This window comes from Rickettsia parkeri (genome assembly GCF_051427245.1).
Classification (GTDB): domain Bacteria; phylum Pseudomonadota; class Alphaproteobacteria; order Rickettsiales; family Rickettsiaceae; genus Rickettsia; species Rickettsia rickettsii.
This window is the reverse complement of sequence record NZ_CP195774.1, coordinates 388,742-405,311: the sequence shown is the minus strand read 5'-3', so window position 1 is coordinate 405,311 and position 16,570 is coordinate 388,742. Positions and strand designations below refer to the sequence as shown.

The window sequence follows — 16,570 nt, the reverse complement described above, 5'->3', positions numbered from 1 at the left end:
AGAATGGCAAGTTACTATCTATGGTTTAAGTCAGTTCATCTGATATCTGCTATATGTTGGATGGCAGGGCTTCTTTATTTACCTAGAATATATGTTTATCATATCAAAGCTAAAATAGGTAGTGAGCTAGATAGTACTTTACAAGTAATGGAACTAAAATTACTCAGATTCATTATGAATCCAGCAATGATTAGCACATTTATTTTTGGTTTAATAAATGCTCATATTTACGGGTTTGTTGCTCTTGATACTTGGTTTCACATTAAAATGTTTGCAGTATTAGTTTTAGTGATATTTCACGGTTTACTTGCAAGATGGCGAAAAGATTTTGCAAATGGTAAGAATGTCCATTCAGAAAAATTTTATCGCATAGTTAATGAGATTCCGGCTATTTGCATGATTGTTGCAGTTATTATGGTTATAGTGAAACCATTTGACTAGTATACTCTTTGTTATTTGAAAAGGGATTGTTAAAGATATATAGTCATTGCGAGCAGGAAATAATAACAAACTTCTAAGATTGTGTTTCGTCAATATTTTCTTTTGAAGTAAACTCTGCTACGAGTTCAGGTAGGCTCTTGTTAGTTTGGTTGGATATGTAGTTACTCCCGATTAATTAAACTAAAGCATTGCTTTTAAGCTCTGGACATTCCTATTATAGCTGACTTTTGGTAGAGATTGCTAAACCCCGAAATAGTGTTTTACTATTTCAGTTAAAGTTTATACCTAACTTCCTTTAAAAGCCAATCTATAACTTATTTTAAACTAATAATTTATTTATCTAAAAGATTTTTTAGTTCTAATGTAAAATTTATTTAGAATATCTATAATTCATAAAAAATAATATGGAACATTATGAATAATAGCGATAAACTTAATAAGTTAGTAATCTTTAAAGATAAAACCATTAGAAGAATTTTGCATAATAACAAATGGTGGTTTTCAGTAGTCGACGTAGTAGGAGCATTAACTGATAGTAGTGACCTTGGAGCTTATTGAAGAAAACTAAAACAAAGGTTAAACGAAGAAAAAAGTGAGGTTATGACAAACTGTCACGGACTGAAATTAACTGCTACAGATGGAAAAAAATATATAACAGACTGTGCAAATACAGAGTTATTACTTCATATTATACAATCTATTCCGTCTCCAAAGGCAGAACCATTTAAACAATGGCTTGCTAAAGTCGGTTATGAGAGGATTCAAGAAATTTCTGATCCGGAAAAGTCAATTGATAGAGCAAGGGATAATTGGAAACGACACGGTCGTAGCGAGAAATGGATTCAACAACGTATGATGGGGCAGGAAACACGAAATAAATTAACTGATTATTTTGGAAAAACCATGAAGTAACAAAAGAGAATGAATTTGCTATATTAACTAATATTATTTATCAAGAATGGGCTGGTATAACTTAAAGAACACAAAAATATAAAGGGCTTAACAAATCAAAATTTACGTGATTACATGAATGAAGCAGAATTAATTTTTACTGCTCTTGCTGAATTATCTACTCTCGTCAGGTAGTAGAAACTAATAATGCAACAGGAATGGAAGAAAATAAGGTTGCAGGTAAAATAGGAGGAAGTATAGCTAAAAACGCTAAAACGGCCTTAAATAATATATCTCATATCGTAAATGGGTTGGCATTCGCTATATCCTTAAAAAAATAAAATATTTCTTATAAATATCACCTAATTCAATGCATTTCACTATAAACCAAGGATTGCATTGGTTTTGTGGAAATACTCTCACTTTTGACAGAAGTTTCAACACACCGAAATAGCATTTTGCATTCCGTTATGATTTAAAAAAAGTCAATTAAACTTTACTTCAGGTGGCAACGACATTAATATTGCTTCGACATTCCATCGGTCATTAAGCCGAATTTAGTACCGCGGTCATATAGCAAATTAAATTCTACATATCTACCTCGCCTTATAAGCTGGTATTCTTTCTGCTCAGCTGTCCAAGGTAAAAATAACTTACTTCTAACGATTTCAGGATATACCGACAACAAAGCCTTACCTACGTCCTGTGTAAAGGCAAAATCCTGTTCAAAATTACCGTTATTTAAGTAATCATAGAATATTCCGCCTACTCCTCTCGGCTCTTTTCTATGCTTTAGAATAAAAATATTCATCACATTGCTTTTTGAATTTAGGATAATAGCTAGAATCATACTTATCGCATGCTTCTTTAAAAGCTGCATGAAACTTTACAGTTTCGTTTTTTTCCGGATAAAAAGGTGTTAAATCGCCACCGCCGCCAAACCAACTTTTAGAAGTTTCTATATAACGAGTATTAAAATGCATAGCGGGAATTAGCGGCGATTTAAGATGTGCGACTAATGAAATGCCTGTTGCAAAGAATTTCCCGTCTAGCTCTGCTCCTGGAATTTCGTTGCGGAATTCGGGAGAAATTTTACCAAATACGGTAGATATATTAACCCCGACTTTTTCAAATACTGCTCCTTTCATGAGAGACATGACACCGCCACCGCCGCCGTTACGTTGCCAGCTTGAGCGTACAAACTTAGCCGGTTTTAAACCTTTGGTTTGTGCATATTCTTCTTCGATTTTTTCAAATTCTTTGCACAATAAATCACGTAAATTAGTAAACCAACTACTTGTTATTTCTTTATTTTCTATGTTCATAATTATTAAGCAACGATTTAATTACTTTCCTCATCATATATATAATCACTAAAAATACGGCAGCAATGATCATAATATAAAAAGCCGGAGCATAAAATAAGCCTGTGCGCTCTACAAGCCAACGAGAAATAATAGGTGAAGTTCCGCCGAATATCGCTATTGCAAAATTGTAGCTGAAAGCAACACCGGTAAATCTTTGTTCTGCCGTAAACAAGGATATAACGAGTATATAAGCTGTACCTGCTATGCTTCCTGCGATCATACCAAGCATTGTAAGAGCTATAATTTGTTGCCACATCTCTTCTGTCGACATAAGTAACATGGTCGGTAAAATCAATATCAAGATAGCAACACCAACAAGTATTGCCATTTTAAATTTTCCGATAATATCGGCAGTACCGCCGCAAGCGGCATCGCTATCATCGCAATAAACGAACTATTACGCTAAATATGATAAAGCAATAGTATTACTAAGATGCATTACATTATAATAGAAAACATTTATATATGTTTTTACTAAATACATAACGCTGCTAGCGATAGCACCTATACACATAGTTAAAAACATCGATCTCCAAGCAGTTCTAATTACATTGGAAAAAGGTGCTTTAAGAACTTGTTTCTTTTTCTCAAGCATTTTAAAAATCGGTGTTTCCGATACGCGCAATCGCAAGTAAAATCCTGCAAGACCCATAAATCCGCCAAGCAGAAAAGCAAAACGCCAAGCAAAATCTATATGAGAGAAATAACGTTCTATTATAATACCGATAAATGTTGCAATTAAGGTACCGGCGATATTTGAACCATGTACTAAACCTGCCGTAAAACCCGGTCTTAAATTTTGACTATGTTCAAGGATAAAAATAGCCGCTCCCGTTCCTTCACCGCTAATACATAAACCTTGAATAAGCCGCATTATAACTAGAGTTATAGGGGCATAAATCCCAATACTTGCATATGAGGGTATGAGACCCATAATAAAGGTCGGAATAGTCATACCTAGCATCGAGATTATTAAAGCGATACGTCTACCGTATCTATCACCGATATAACCGAATAATATGCCTCCTATCGGTCTTGTCAGAAAGCCAACCGCAAATACTCCAAGGCTTAGAAGAATTCTAATGAATTCTGATTCGCCTGGAAAAAAAACTTGTCCAATAATCAGCGAAAAAACTGAATATACCGTAAAGTCATAATATTCGAGTACATTACCTGAAATAGCAGATAAAAAAATGAACTTAGACCTATTATTCATCGAGCTTTAAATAACTTAATTACTAATTAGTTATTATAGACAAGTTACATAATTTATAAAGTATAATTTATAGTACTATAAATTATACTTTATAATATTTAATTGTCGGCAATATTAATTTGGTCATAATTATTATAATATACACGTTATAATGGTCAAGCACTTATAACCTAGTTATCCTCTAGTGGTACCGGAATTCCTACTTTTGTAAGTTTAGCTCCCTTTGGCTTTTTAATTCCTGCAAATTTCTGTTCTTCTTGTTGTTTTCGTAGTTTTTTTCCTATTTTTGCAGCTTCTCTGCTACCTTTAAGAGCATTTTTACGGGCTTTGTGTTAATATTCGTAACACCTTTGAAGTCTTAATACTTCAAATCTTTATCAAAATATTTTACGTTTGTAGCAATACTTAAATGGTAAACTCCGCTACCTTTTTGTATAAACTGATTTTGATTTTGTAAAGCTTTACCTTCTAAATCTAAGAATTTACCATCTTTACCAAAATCACCTACTTCTACAACTTTTGTACCACTAAGATCATATGTGTAAAGTTTTTCTTCATAGAAATCTAGGTTGTTTAAAAAGTTCTCTATAGAATTCTTATCATTAGTAAAATTGCCTAATTCATGGGTGCCTATAATTTTCTCTTCTTTGCTTACTACTTTTTAATAATTCCAAGATAGGCTAGAGCTTTTTTAAACTTACCCAAATTACACTTTACCTCAACTTCTACGGGTCTAGAAAATTCTTTTTCTTTTACTTCTTCAACTTCTCCTATAACTAATTGCCCATCTATGGGGCTGCCCAGTTCATCTTTAAAATGAATTAGTTTGGCATTTTACTCTATTTAAGTCAGTTTCTTCAGTTTGAAAATGTAGATGTTTTTTTCTGGCATAAATTCCTCCTTGAATAAATTGTGGTTTATTTCAAATGTAAAGGAGTAAATTAAATTTTTGCAAGAAGTTTTTATTGTTAGTTATTTCTCGATAAATAACAAATATTAAGAATTAAAAACTACTGTGCCATCCAGCCGCCATCTATCAAGAGTCCACTACCTGTTATTGATGATGCTTTTTTGTCACATAAGAATATTACTAAGTTTGCTATTTCATCAGCTTCTACAAATTTTTTCGTAGCTTGAGATTTAAGTATTACATTTAACGCTGATTCTTCACTGATATGTCTAGCTTTAGCAGTATCTGCTATTTGATTCCTTACTAATGGTGTGTTGACGTAACCGGGACAGATAGCATTAACTGTAATATTATTCTCAGCCACTTCTAAAGCAACGGTTTTGGTAAGTCCAAGGATACCATACTTACTGCTACATATGCCGACTTGAAAGGTGATGCGACATATGCATGAGCGGAAGCGATATTAACAATTCGCCTGAAGCCGTTTTTTCATAATCTGTATTGCGTATTTTGTAGTATAGAAAGATGCTATTAATCTATACGCAAAATTTGCTCCCATTTATCTTCAGGAAATTCATCGATAGGAGCAACATGCTGAATACCTGCATTATTTACTAATATGTCTATTTTACCGAATTCTTTTATTATCCTCTCAAACATAGAATGAATTTCATCAGGTTTTTCCAAATTTATTCCTTGATAAAATACAGCCTTTGCCCCAAGTTCTTTCAATTCTGCTGAAATTGTGGCTACTTCATCTTCTTTTGCAAAACCGTTTTTGCAAAATGTTTTGCTATCTCAAGCCCGATACCGCTAGTAGAACCGGTAATAACTGCTACTTTGTCTTTCATTTTTATCTCCTTATAAAATATGTACTGTCATACCGTGGCTTGTACCAGCCAGCTAAATCGTCATTGCGAGCAGAGCCATAGGCTGCGTGGCAATCTCAGAACTTTGGCACTAGATTGCTTCGTCAATTACTTACGTAATTTCCTCGCAATGACAAGAAAATTAGAACCATGTAACAAAGCTGATCAAGTCACGGGATGACATATTTAATCAAGTAATATTTGTCTTTTATTTAAAAGTAACTTATATTAGATTACACTTAAAGAAATAATGTATAAATCTATGGAAATTGTTAAATAGCGTTGAATGCATCTGTATCTTGCCAGGGCAAAGAACCTCCATATGACCATCCGAAAGTTTATTTAGAGATAGATAAAAAAAAAAAAAAGAAGTTATCTGCCCATATTGTAGTAAGAAATTTAAACTAGTAACAAAATGACTATAAAATTTCTGTCAGAAAGTACTATCAACCGAATTGCTGCCGGTGAGGTTATAGAAAGGCCCGCATCGGTAGTAAAGGAATTAGTTGAAAATGCTGTTGATGCAAGTAGTACTAAAATAGATATTATTTTAGAACGTGCCGGTAAAAATCTAATCATTATTTCCGATGACGGTATCGGTATGACTGATAAGGAATTAGAAATTGCTGTTGAACGTCATACAACTTCTAAGTTTGATGAAAGCGATTTTCTAAATATTAATACTTTTGGTTTTAGGGGTGAAGCACTGCCGTCTATTGCTGCTATTAGCAAAATGCTAATTACTTCTAAAAAACGAGATGCCGACAAAGCATTTCAGATTAAGTTAATTGGCGGCAATGAAAAACAAGTTACTATTTCTGTTCATAATGAAGGTACTAAAATAGAGATACGTGATTTATTTTTTGCAACACCTGCACGTTTAAAATTTCTTAGAGCCGATAAAACAGAGCTTGCAGCAACTGTAGATGTGGTTAAGAAAATCGCTCTAGCACATCCTAAAATTTCTTTTAGTTTAACACATGACTGCAAGAATTTATTAAAACTAAAGGGACAAAATAAAGATGCTGAAACTAACCTAAAACAGCGTATAATTGATGTAATAGGTGATGATTTTATAAAAAACGCTGCTTATATAGACTTCAAAACACCTGATTTCTCTATTTGCGGCTATACTAGTAGCCCGACATATAATAGAGCTTCAAGTGAAGATCAGTTTTTATTTATTAATAATAGACCAGTAAAAGATAAATTATTACAGGTAGCTTTAAGGGTAGCATATCAAGATTATTTAGCTCGTGATCGTTATCCGATATGTGCTATATTCTTACAAATCGATCCGCAACTTGTTGACGTTAACGTACATCCGGCAAAAGCAGAGGTTAGGTTTCATGACCCGAATTATGTGCGAAACTTATTAATAGAAGCAATTAAAAATGCTTTAACAAATAAAAGCCATGTTACTTCTACTACTATCGCCTCAGATGCTCTTGAGTTATTTAAAAATCCTTTAGTTAACAAACAATCGCCAGTAAGTAAAGTTATAAATGTTAATAGTAAATCGGCAGATTATAGACCTACTACTCATTCTACACTTAATACAGTTCCTCAAAATCATGTTTGTCAAAAATTAATCGATACATTATCACATGCTAAAATAGAACAAGAAGTAGAAAATCGTATAGAACATGAACAGCAAACCCGTAAACAATATAAACTTGGGGCAGCTAAAGCACAACTTCATACGACTTATATTATTTCACAAACCGAAGATAGTATAGTGATTACCGACCAACATGCAGCACCACGAACGTTTAGGGTATGAAAAAATAAAAGATTACCTTAAAACGGAAGAGTTAATCAAACAGCGTTTGCTTATCCCTGAGATAGTAGAACTGCCAAATGAAAAAAAAGCAGATTGTTTATATGACCATAGAGAAAAACTATATAAACTTGGTTTAACTCTAGAAAAATTCGGCGAAAAATCTATTATAGTAACTGAAATTCCAAATATCCTTGGAGATGTAAACGTACAAAAGTTAATTCAGGATCTCGCCGATCATTTATCGGATTTTGGCAAGAATATAGCTTTGACAGAGTTAATCGAGCATGTAACGGAAACTTATGCCTGTCATTACTCTATTAGAACAGGACGAAAATTATCGGCAGATGAATGAATGCCTTACTGCGTCAAATGGAAAATACGCCGCTTTCAGGTCAATGTAATCACGGCAGACCTACTTATATTGAGTTGAAGCTTAAGGATATCGAACGCTTATTTGGACGGTAACTCGTTTAATTTGAAAAATTGGCGTCATTGCGAACTACTGCAAGGAGTGCGGCAATTTCGGGAAATTAAAACTAGATTGCCACGCTCCTTATTAGTCGCTCGCAATGACTTATCTCTCTTTATTTTGCAATGCCTAGTTTTTACTTGACTATTTTTCAATTTCGTTTTATTCTGCTTTTCTTAGAATAATAAAATAATATCTTGATTTAAGGTGTCAGCTAATGGCAAAGAAAAATAAAAATGTTTTGGTAAGGCTAGTAAGTACTGCCGGCACAGGTATTTTTTGGTAAAGAACGTAATCGAAGACCCAAACCGAGAAGCTTTCTTTTCGTAAGTATGATAAAGTAGTTAGAAAACATGTTCTTTTTAAAGAAGAAAAAATAAAATAATTGTAAGTAATATAATATGGCAGTAAAAATTCGTTTAGCTAGAGGCGGTGCTAAAAAGCGTCCTTTTTACCGTGTAGTAGTAGCTAACGCAACAGCACCTCGTGACGGTGACTTTTTAGAAAAAGTCGGAACTTATGATCCAATGCTTGCTTCAGATAATAGTGAGCGTGTTGTTTTAAAAAAAGATCGTATAAAATATTGGCTTGGCACCGGTGCTAAACCAACTGAGCGAGTCGCAAAATTTATTGAGCAAGCGGGTGTTACTCTTCCTGAGAAAGTTAAAAAGGAAATGGAAGTGAAAGCAAAAAACCGCAAAGCTAGACTAAGTAAAAAGGAAGCTAAAGAAGCTTAGTTTATAGTGTATTTTCGTCATTGCGAGCAGGCATTGACTGTGTGGATCAATTCAGCCCCTGTCATCTCCCGCTATTTGATTGCGGGATTTAGTAAATTTGACTATTACAAGTTATTTTTCTAGATATTGTGGTCAAGCCACGGGTATGACAGCACATATCTCTTCTCTATAATCATATTAATATGCCGGATTAGCTCAGTGGTAGAGCAACCGCCTTGTAAGCGGTAGGTCATCAGTTCAAATCCGATATCCGGCACCATCGAAATTTTTCTGTCATACTGGGACTATCTTTATATAGATACAAATCGTCATTGCGAGCAGCCGTAGGCTGCGTGGCAATCTCATGAAATAATAACACACTTCCTGAGATTGCTTCGTCGAATTACTGTGTAATTCTTCTCGCAATGACGATTTACCGATCCATGCAAGCAAGCTTTCACAAGAATTATATAGAAAAAAACATACAATAGTGACATCCTTTAAAGTTTTTATATATGATAGTAATCGATAAAACATCTTATAGAGCTGTGGGATTTGATAAACGTATTAAATTCCTAGTGCTACATTATACACAGTGTGATTTTAAGCAGTCTTTAGATTTTCTAACCGGTGAAAAGTTAAGTAGCCATTATTTAATAAACAATGAAAACCCTGAACATATATTTCAATTAGTAGAAGAGCGTGATGGGGCATGCTGGAGAAAGTTACTGGCAAGGTCATGAGCATATTAATGATACATCAATCGGTATTGAATTCGTAAATCCTGCTTTTGAAGTAAATGCAGAAAACAATGATATAGTTTGGACCCTATTCGGAAAGGCAAATTAATAGTGTTATAAGTTTGTGTAAACAGATTATTGCTAGATATGATATTAAACCTACTAGAGTAGTTGGGCATTCTGATATTGCTCCAGGTAGAAAACAGGACCCTGGCCCGCTATTTCCTTGGAAACTATTATATGATAACGATATTGGAGCTTGGTATGAGAACAGGTGTTTTAACGATCTATGCCGCAAGTCGACATAACCGATATTGCAAGCAATTCAGCAAAAATTTATTACATACGGTTATAAACTTGAAGTTACCGAAATTTTAGATTCTAAAATGAAAGATATTATAATTTCGTTTCAAATGCATTTTCGTCCTAGTAATTTTTCTGGCGATTTGGATGCTGAAACCATAGCAATTTTAGATGCATTAATATTGAAATATAAATCTGAATTAATATGATAAGATTTATAACTATACCGGATTTTGCGGATTATCAAGTTACTTTGAAATTAATGGAAGATTACGTTAACAAAGTAATTAGTGATCATGAGCCGGAAATTATTTATTTAGTTGAACATTTGGAAGTATATACAGCCGGTACTAATTATAAACAAGAAGAATTATTAAATTACGGTGATATTCCGGTAATTTACACAGGACGTGGCGGTAAATTTACTTTTCATGGACCGGGTCAGCGTGTTATTTATCCAATTCTTAATTTAGCTTCACCAAATCGACACAAAGATTTAAAGCTATATATAAAAATGCTTGAAGAATGGATTATAAATAGCTTAAATTATTTTGGAATTAAAGCATATATTATTAAAGATAAAGTAGGAATTTGGGTAAAAGTAAGGAAAGATGAATTTGCTAAAATTGCTGCAATAGGTGTTAGAGTAAGAAAATGGGTTACATATCACGGTGTAGCTATAAATATTTCAACAGATTTAAGTAAGTTTAGTGGGATTATTCCTTGGGACTTGAAAATTCTTTAGTAACATCTTTAAATCAGTTAGGGATTCATGTTGAAATGTCTGAATTTGATAAAATTATTCAAACTGAATTTAATAAAATATTTAAATGATCAGAAAATTTTTACTCACAATTTTTGCTCTTTGGGTCGGTGGTTTTGGTTATTATTTATATTTAATAAATTCTTATAAGCTTAATAGTAATACCACTAATGCAATAATAGTATTTGCAGGAGGAGGACATAAAATTGAAACCGGTATTGCTTGGCTTAAGGCAGGTTATGCACCTATATTATTTATTACTGGTATAGAATCTACAGAGCAATTAAAAATTTTGTTAAAGGAACGTAATGTTATAGAACAGCAGGTAATATTTGCTCCGAATAAAATAATGTCTGAAGAAGATAATATTAAGAAAGTGGTTGATTTTATTGTAACTTACAATCTTACTTCAATAATTTTAGTAGAGCATAATTATAATATGCCTTTTATGCTAAATAAGCTTGAAAAAGCGATTCCTTCTTCTAATAATATCTATATAGTACCATATCTGTTTTTTCCAAACAAAAATATGATGTGTTATTAAAATCCTATTATCGTTATTTAATGAGTATACTCGTTTAATTTCTTCTTTACTCTTTTCCAGTACAATATTTTAGAACGGCTACGCCAATAATGCAGAAATTAAAGAGTCTATTATTACTGCAGCTCTCATAGAGTTTGAAGGGCAGCTGCTCTCAAACGTAAAATACTACCTATAAATAAACTTAGGGTAAATCCAATCCCTCCAAGTATAGCTATAGAATAAAATTTTAACCATGAAGTATCACTTGGTAAGTTACAGAGTTTAAATTTTACAAATGGATATGAAAATAGCATAATACCTAATTGCTTACCTACAAATAAACCAAATATTATCCCATAAATTAAAGCAAGTATTGAGTTGGAACAAATGCCTTTAAATGCAAAATATTCTAAAAGGATACCGGAATTCATAAATACAAAAAGCGGTAAAATAAAGTAATTTACAAAATGACGAGTTAAGTTTTCAAGTTTTTTAAAAGAAGTGTTAAAATTCTCCTTTTATATTAACAGGTATAAAAAGTGCTATAATGGCTCTGCATAAGGTATCGTGAATACCTGACTCCACCATACTAATCCATAATAATAAACCTACAATTATATAATAAAATAATTGTTTAACTTGTCGATAATTCAATATAAACAAGATGAATATAATTATAGAGGAAATTAATAATTCCGGAGTATTGATTGTTTTAGTATAAACTAGCATAATTAACGCAAAAGCATCGTCAATTAATGAAAAACCTATAATAAAAGCTCGTAATTCTAAAGATATATGTCGGCTGAAAAAAGATAAAATACCAAGGACAAAAGCAGTATCAGTTGCGATAGGAATAGCCCATCCTTTTATTAATCCCGGTTTATCGTAATTAAAAAACATGTATATTAGAATTACCACACCTCCAAGGGCTGCCGCTGCAGGTAATATTAGTTTTTTTATTTTTATGTTCACCTTCTACTAGGTGAAATTTCATCTCTAAACCTATTAATAAAAAGAAGAAAGTCATGAGACCGTCATTAACTAACTCTATAAAAGTTGTTTTTTGTACTTTTATAAGCTTGTATAATAAGTGTAAGAAGATATAATTATTAATTACAAAAAAATATCTAAGCAATTCTTATGTTAGCAGAACAGCAAACCGAATGGATTATCAGCAATAACCTTGTAAATAAGGGATGGCATATAGATAATGATACTAAAAAGAATGTTTATTTCCAAAAACCAAAATCAAAAACAGAACAGACAAGATTAAACGGAAAAAGACCTGATCATATCTTATATGAAAGTAATAATGATAAACCTATTGCAATAATAGAAGCAAAAAAGCAGGAGTGGATTTAAGGCAAGCTTTAGATCAAGCAACGGAATATGCAAAATTGCTTGATGTACCTATAGTGTTCGCAATGAATGGAGCTTACTGCGAAGCTCGTTTTGTTGCTAATAATAAAGAGCTTATATTAAATCGGTGATGAAGTAAGGGAATTACTACATGAAAAAGAATTATTATCTGCTTTTTTAGAAGCAAGCAGTAATGAAGTTTGGACTATACCGAAAGAAATTAAAATACCACGTGAAGAATTAATATCAATATTTAAAAACTTGAATAATCTTTTAAGAAATGAAGGGCTCCGAGCAGAAATAGAAAGATTTAGCGAATTTGCAAATATATTATTCTTAAAATTATTAAGTGAAAACAACGAAAAATCCTGGTGGAATAATATCAAAGCACAATCAAACGATGATATTATCGGTTACATTAATAGCTATGTTATAGAACAAATTAAGAATAAATACGGTGGTGATGTTTTTACGCCTATTTCTCTAGGCAATTACATTACTCTCCGCCACATTATCGATGCAATTGATCCTCTTATTTTATCTACGATAGATACAGATATAAAAGGCGACGTATTCGAGTATTTCTTAGAAAAAACTACATCAACGGAAAAATGATTTAGGCGAATATTTTACACCGAGAAATATCGTTAAAACCATTATTAATTTGGTTGATCCTAAATTTAAAGAAACAATTTATGATCCTTTTTCGGTACCGGTGGGTTCTTAACTGAAGCTTTTAATTATATCAAAGAAAATAATATAATTAATACCGATGAAGATTTAGAAAAATTAAGATTTAATACATTATATGGGTGAGAGTTAACCAAAACCGCTAGAATCGCTAAGATGAATATGATTTTGCATGGTGACGGACATAGCGGAATTCAGCAAATAAATAGTCTTGAGAACCCTAATGATGTTAAACCCTTAACTGATCAGCAGTTAAAGTTTGATGTAATTGTTACTAATTGCCATTTTCTCAAACTATCACTAAAAAAACTAGCAAAAACGGCAAAACTATAACAGAAAATCATATAACTTCTCTTTTTAATAACGGCATTGCAAAAAATAACGGTGATGCTGCTTGTGTTTTGCATTGCCTGCAAAATTTAAAAGAGGGTGGTAGAATGGCATTGGTAGTACCTGAAGGGTTCTTATTCAGAAAAGACACCGCTGCTGTTCGTCAATTTTTACTATCAAAAGCAAAGCTGCAACTCGTTATCTCTCTACCGCAAGGTACTTTTTTACCTTATACAGGAGTAAAAACGTCAATACTTTATTTTATCGATGTACATAAAACCGAATAATCAAAAAGAATATTGGTTTTATGAGGTTAAGAATATCGGCGTTACGTCTAGACAATAAAAAAAGAAAAATTGTCGGTATAAATGATTTAAACAGGCGAGGATGAAAAATTAAATTTATCTAAAATTCCTTTTATAGATCTCGATTTTTATCAACTAGCTAAAAAGGGTTGGTGAAAAACAATGATATTTTAATGTGTAAAGACGGAGCATTAACGGGTAAAGTGTGTTTTGTAGATGATAAAATTTTACCGCAAATAGAAGTAATGGTTAATGAACATGTTTATATTTTTAGAGGGAAACCGAATATTATACATCAATCTTATTTATTTTATTGTTTAAATAGCGATGTAATTCAAAATCAAATTTAATAAGAACTTAGCTTATAATAAAGGTGCTCAGCCTGGTTTAAATAGAGAACATATAAACTCAATTTATATTCCTCTTCTGTCTCTAGAAAAACAACAGAAAATTATTGAAGAATTGAATAGCTATCAAAAGATAATAGAGGGGGCAAAACAGATAATAGATAATTGGCATCCTTATTTTGAAATAAATAAACAATGGGAAATTGTTAAATTTGGCGATATCGTTATCAATAAATTAAAAAGTAATATTTTATCTCTTGAGCATAAGGAGTATACAACATTAATAGTAGGTAAAAAAGGTAAAATGATTAACATTAATACTGCAATTAAGGGGGATATTCCAGTAATAGCATCTGGTCGGGTTAGTCCTTATTCACATAATCAATATAATTTTAACGGTAACATAATCACTATTTCTTCATCGGGAGCATATGCTGGATATATTTGGTATCATAATTCACCAATGTGGACTTCAGATTGTAACGTAATCTATTCAATTAATGAAAAACTATTGTTAACTAAATATCTATATTATATTTTAAAATCTCAGCAAAATATAATATACCAAAAGCAAGCTGGATCAGGTCAACCTCACGTTTATTTGAAAGATTTAGAGGATTTACAAATTCCTATCCCGCCTTTTGAAGAACAGCAAAAAATGGTAACAGAGCTTGATAATAATCAAAGTAAGATTCAATTTGAAAACAAACTAAAAACCACATTAAATTCTCTTTGGCAATAATTGATGTACATTAACTACTTAAAAGATTTGATTGGTTTTAAGTCTGTAACTCCTAAGAGCGATGGGGCTATTGAGTATATTAATGATTTGCTTAAACAGCACGGCTTTAAGACCGAAATAAAAATATTCGGTGATTCTAAAAGTGAGCAAGTCACTAATCTTTATGCTGTTTTCGTAGCAATGAGCCTAATATTTGCTTTGTTGGTCATGTAGATGTAGTGTTGGCAGGCAATCATGAGCTTTGGCATAATGCGAGTCCATTTAAGTTAGCCAATGATGGTAAGATATATGGCAGAGGTGCGGTGGATATGAAAGGGGCTATAGCGTGCTTTCTAGCTGCCAGTTTAGATTTTATAAAAAATAATACCGATTTTAAAGGTTCCATTAGTTTCTTACTTACTAGTGATGAAGAGGGAAAAGCAAAGCATGGTACTAAAGAAATGCTGCAATATATTTATGATCAAGGATATAAGATAAATTTTGCTATTGTCGGTGAACCTACTTGTGAAAAAGAAATAGGCGATGCAATTAAGATTGGCAGAAGAGGAAGTGTTAACTTTAAATTAAATATAGAAGGCTTAAGCGGGCATGTAGCTTATCCTCATAAAGCAAATAACCCATTGCCTTGCTTAATAATAATATTGAATGAGTTAACAAATATAAAACTTGATGAAGGTACTGAATTTTTTCAACGTTCAAATCTTGAAGTAACGAATATCGAGGTCAGTAATAATACTTCAAACGTAATTCCAGCAAGTACGGAAGCATCTTTCAATATACGTTTTAATAATTTACATAGTGCAGAAACTTTAGCAAAACAGGTAGAAGAAATTATTAAACAGCATTGTAAAGAATATAAAGTAGATTATAAGTTAGAATATAGTAGTTCTGCTGAAAGTTTTATTCAGAACCCTAGCGATAAAATAAAAGAATTTGCTAAAGTAGTAGAGCATACGCTTAAAATAAAGCCTGAATTCTCTACAAGCGGCGGTACGTCGGATGCAAGATTCGTCAAAAATTATTGTCCGTTAGTAGAGTTTGGTTTATTATCCGAAACGGCACATAAAATAAACGAATACACAAAAATTAGCGATTTACAAAAATTATATGATGTGTATTATAACTTTTTGATGGAAATACTTTGATGTCATTCCCGCAGAGGCAGGAATGACATAGAATCCATGCAACAAGGCCACCCTTTTACAGGAATGGCATTACCATACGCGGATGTGATGAACTGGTAGACATGCAGATTTAGGTTCTTGTGCCGTGAGGCGTGGGGGTCAAGTCCCTTCATCCGTACACTTAAATTTTCTCATAAAAATAACATAAATTTTTTATGCAGCCATTTAGTATTTATCAAACAAGCGATGAATGCTTCTAAAATCGATATTGCTTCTGATAGAAAAATGCTATCACTCTGATCTTAAAAGCGTGATATTAACTGCAGATGCAGATCAACAAGAAATGCTCAATAAAAATCTTTGGACTTATTCACGTAAGCAATTTATACCTCACGGTAGTAAACTTGACCCGCAGCCTGAAAAACAGCCGATTTATATTACTGATGAGTTACAAAATCCTAATAATGCTAGTGTGCTTGTTATTATTTCGCCTACAGATATAGGAAAAATTTTACAAGCAAAAGAGTATATAAGAGTTTTCAAAAGGATAATTATAATAACTGATTTACCGGAAGATTTAAAAGAATTAACAGTTAAAATAAATAAATTTACCGGACAGAAAAACAAAATAGATTGTTTTACTCAAAATCCTCGTGGAGCTTGGAATAAAGTAGTCTAATAA

The 16,570-nt window shown here is 32.3% G+C and carries 14 protein-coding genes, 1 tRNA gene and 12 pseudogenes; 21 read left to right on the top strand and 6 right to left on the bottom strand.

Annotated elements, in window-relative coordinates; genetic code table 11:
* Positions 1-3: 3 nt before the first annotated feature.
* The 4 genes from hemJ to ACSFFC_RS02380 all read left to right on the top strand — a co-directional run bounded on the left by hemJ (position 4) and on the right by ACSFFC_RS02380 (position 1,673).
* Complete coding sequence (gene hemJ, locus ACSFFC_RS02395; RefSeq protein WP_004997032.1) at positions 4-441, top strand: protoporphyrinogen oxidase HemJ; 438 nt, start codon at positions 4-6, stop codon at positions 439-441.
* A 414-nt stretch (positions 442-855) separates the two neighbouring features.
* A complete protein-coding gene (locus ACSFFC_RS02390; RefSeq protein ID WP_041472253.1) occupies positions 856-999 on the top strand; it encodes a BRO-N domain-containing protein in 144 nt (47 codons plus the stop codon).
* Between the two features lie 42 nt (positions 1,000-1,041).
* Positions 1,042-1,353 carry a BRO-N domain-containing protein gene (locus ACSFFC_RS02385; RefSeq protein ID WP_041472252.1) on the top strand — a complete coding sequence of 104 codons (312 nt, stop codon included), beginning with the start codon at positions 1,042-1,044 and terminating at the stop codon, positions 1,351-1,353.
* 197 nt (positions 1,354-1,550) lie between these two features.
* Entirely contained in the window at positions 1,551-1,673 is a 123-nt protein-coding gene (locus ACSFFC_RS02380; protein ID WP_269208354.1) for a hypothetical protein, read from the top strand.
* 144 nt (positions 1,674-1,817) lie between these two features.
* Here ACSFFC_RS02380 and hemF read toward each other — a convergent pair.
* The 4 genes and pseudogenes from hemF to ACSFFC_RS02360 all read right to left on the bottom strand — a co-directional run bounded on the left by hemF (position 1,818) and on the right by ACSFFC_RS02360 (position 5,557).
* Positions 1,818-2,657 (bottom strand): annotated as a pseudogene (hemF, locus tag ACSFFC_RS02375) (oxygen-dependent coproporphyrinogen oxidase).
* Positions 2,641-3,915, bottom strand: a pseudogene (locus ACSFFC_RS02370) (MFS transporter). The pseudogenes hemF and ACSFFC_RS02370 overlap by 17 nt, the downstream one beginning before the upstream one ends.
* Positions 3,916-4,925: 1,010 nt before the next feature.
* Complete coding sequence (locus ACSFFC_RS02365; protein WP_014411171.1) at positions 4,926-5,189, bottom strand: SDR family oxidoreductase; 264 nt, start codon at positions 5,187-5,189, stop codon at positions 4,926-4,928.
* Positions 5,190-5,356: 167 nt separating this feature from the next.
* Positions 5,357-5,557 (bottom strand): SDR family NAD(P)-dependent oxidoreductase, encoded by a 201-nt coding sequence (locus tag ACSFFC_RS02360; protein ID WP_014411170.1) that lies wholly within the window; start codon positions 5,555-5,557, stop codon positions 5,357-5,359.
* Between the two features lie 387 nt (positions 5,558-5,944).
* Here ACSFFC_RS02360 and ACSFFC_RS02355 point away from each other — a divergent pair.
* From ACSFFC_RS02355 to ACSFFC_RS02320, 8 genes and pseudogenes are all read left to right on the top strand, one after another.
* Positions 5,945-6,113, top strand: a pseudogene (locus ACSFFC_RS02355) (zinc-finger domain-containing protein).
* A pseudogene (gene mutL, locus ACSFFC_RS02350) lies at positions 6,110-7,942 on the top strand (DNA mismatch repair endonuclease MutL). The pseudogenes ACSFFC_RS02355 and mutL overlap by 4 nt, the downstream one beginning before the upstream one ends.
* Positions 7,943-8,163: 221 nt before the next feature.
* Positions 8,164-8,331, top strand: a pseudogene (gene rpmG, locus ACSFFC_RS02345) (50S ribosomal protein L33).
* A 16-nt stretch (positions 8,332-8,347) separates the two neighbouring features.
* Positions 8,348-8,683: a 30S ribosomal protein S16 gene (gene rpsP / locus ACSFFC_RS02340; RefSeq protein ID WP_014411167.1), complete on the top strand. Its 336-nt coding sequence runs from the start codon at positions 8,348-8,350 to the stop codon at positions 8,681-8,683.
* 184 nt (positions 8,684-8,867) lie between these two features.
* Positions 8,868-8,942: transfer RNA gene (locus ACSFFC_RS02335), tRNA-Thr, on the top strand.
* 235 nt (positions 8,943-9,177) lie between these two features.
* Positions 9,178-9,914: pseudogene (locus ACSFFC_RS02330) on the top strand (N-acetylmuramoyl-L-alanine amidase).
* Positions 9,911-10,539, top strand: a pseudogene (gene lipB, locus ACSFFC_RS02325) (lipoyl(octanoyl) transferase LipB). Before ACSFFC_RS02330 ends, lipB begins: the two co-directional pseudogenes overlap by 4 nt.
* Positions 10,536-11,050 (top strand): annotated as a pseudogene (locus ACSFFC_RS02320) (YdcF family protein). The pseudogenes lipB and ACSFFC_RS02320 overlap by 4 nt, the downstream one beginning before the upstream one ends.
* An 87-nt stretch (positions 11,051-11,137) precedes the next feature.
* On the opposite strand, the gene ACSFFC_RS02315 reads toward ACSFFC_RS02320, so the two are convergent.
* Positions 11,138-11,443, bottom strand: a complete 306-nt coding sequence (locus tag ACSFFC_RS02315; RefSeq protein ID WP_269208374.1) for a Na+/H+ antiporter NhaA — start codon at positions 11,441-11,443, stop codon at positions 11,138-11,140.
* 52 nt (positions 11,444-11,495) lie between these two features.
* Positions 11,496-12,018, bottom strand: a pseudogene (locus ACSFFC_RS02310) (Na+/H+ antiporter NhaA).
* 113 nt (positions 12,019-12,131) lie between these two features.
* Between ACSFFC_RS02310 and ACSFFC_RS02305 the strand changes: the two are divergent.
* The 9 genes and pseudogenes from ACSFFC_RS02305 to ACSFFC_RS02265 all read left to right on the top strand — a co-directional run bounded on the left by ACSFFC_RS02305 (position 12,132) and on the right by ACSFFC_RS02265 (position 16,567).
* Positions 12,132-12,353, top strand: a complete 222-nt coding sequence (locus ACSFFC_RS02305) for a hypothetical protein (protein WP_014273881.1) — start codon at positions 12,132-12,134, stop codon at positions 12,351-12,353.
* Complete coding sequence (locus ACSFFC_RS02300) at positions 12,344-12,481, top strand: hypothetical protein (RefSeq protein WP_016728405.1); 138 nt, start codon at positions 12,344-12,346, stop codon at positions 12,479-12,481. The genes ACSFFC_RS02305 and ACSFFC_RS02300 overlap by 10 nt, the downstream gene beginning before the upstream one ends.
* A gap of 130 nt (positions 12,482-12,611) precedes the next feature.
* Positions 12,612-12,965 carry a type I restriction-modification system subunit M gene (locus tag ACSFFC_RS02295; RefSeq protein ID WP_004997087.1) on the top strand — a complete coding sequence of 118 codons (354 nt, stop codon included), beginning with the start codon at positions 12,612-12,614 and terminating at the stop codon, positions 12,963-12,965.
* Between the two features lie 28 nt (positions 12,966-12,993).
* Positions 12,994-13,077: a hypothetical protein gene (locus ACSFFC_RS02290; RefSeq protein WP_080582477.1), complete on the top strand. Its 84-nt coding sequence runs from the start codon at positions 12,994-12,996 to the stop codon at positions 13,075-13,077.
* Positions 13,078-13,196: 119 nt separating this feature from the next.
* A pseudogene (locus ACSFFC_RS02285) lies at positions 13,197-13,657 on the top strand (HsdM family class I SAM-dependent methyltransferase).
* Between the two features lie 170 nt (positions 13,658-13,827).
* Complete coding sequence (locus tag ACSFFC_RS02280) at positions 13,828-14,025, top strand: restriction endonuclease subunit S domain-containing protein (protein WP_014411163.1); 198 nt, start codon at positions 13,828-13,830, stop codon at positions 14,023-14,025.
* Between the two features lie 112 nt (positions 14,026-14,137).
* Entirely contained in the window at positions 14,138-14,764 is a 627-nt protein-coding gene (locus ACSFFC_RS02275) for a restriction endonuclease subunit S (protein WP_014411162.1), read from the top strand.
* A 3-nt stretch (positions 14,765-14,767) separates the two neighbouring features.
* A pseudogene (dapE, locus tag ACSFFC_RS02270) lies at positions 14,768-15,909 on the top strand (succinyl-diaminopimelate desuccinylase).
* A gap of 194 nt (positions 15,910-16,103) precedes the next feature.
* Positions 16,104-16,567: pseudogene (locus tag ACSFFC_RS02265) on the top strand (DNA polymerase III subunit chi).
* Positions 16,568-16,570: the final 3 nt, after the last annotated feature.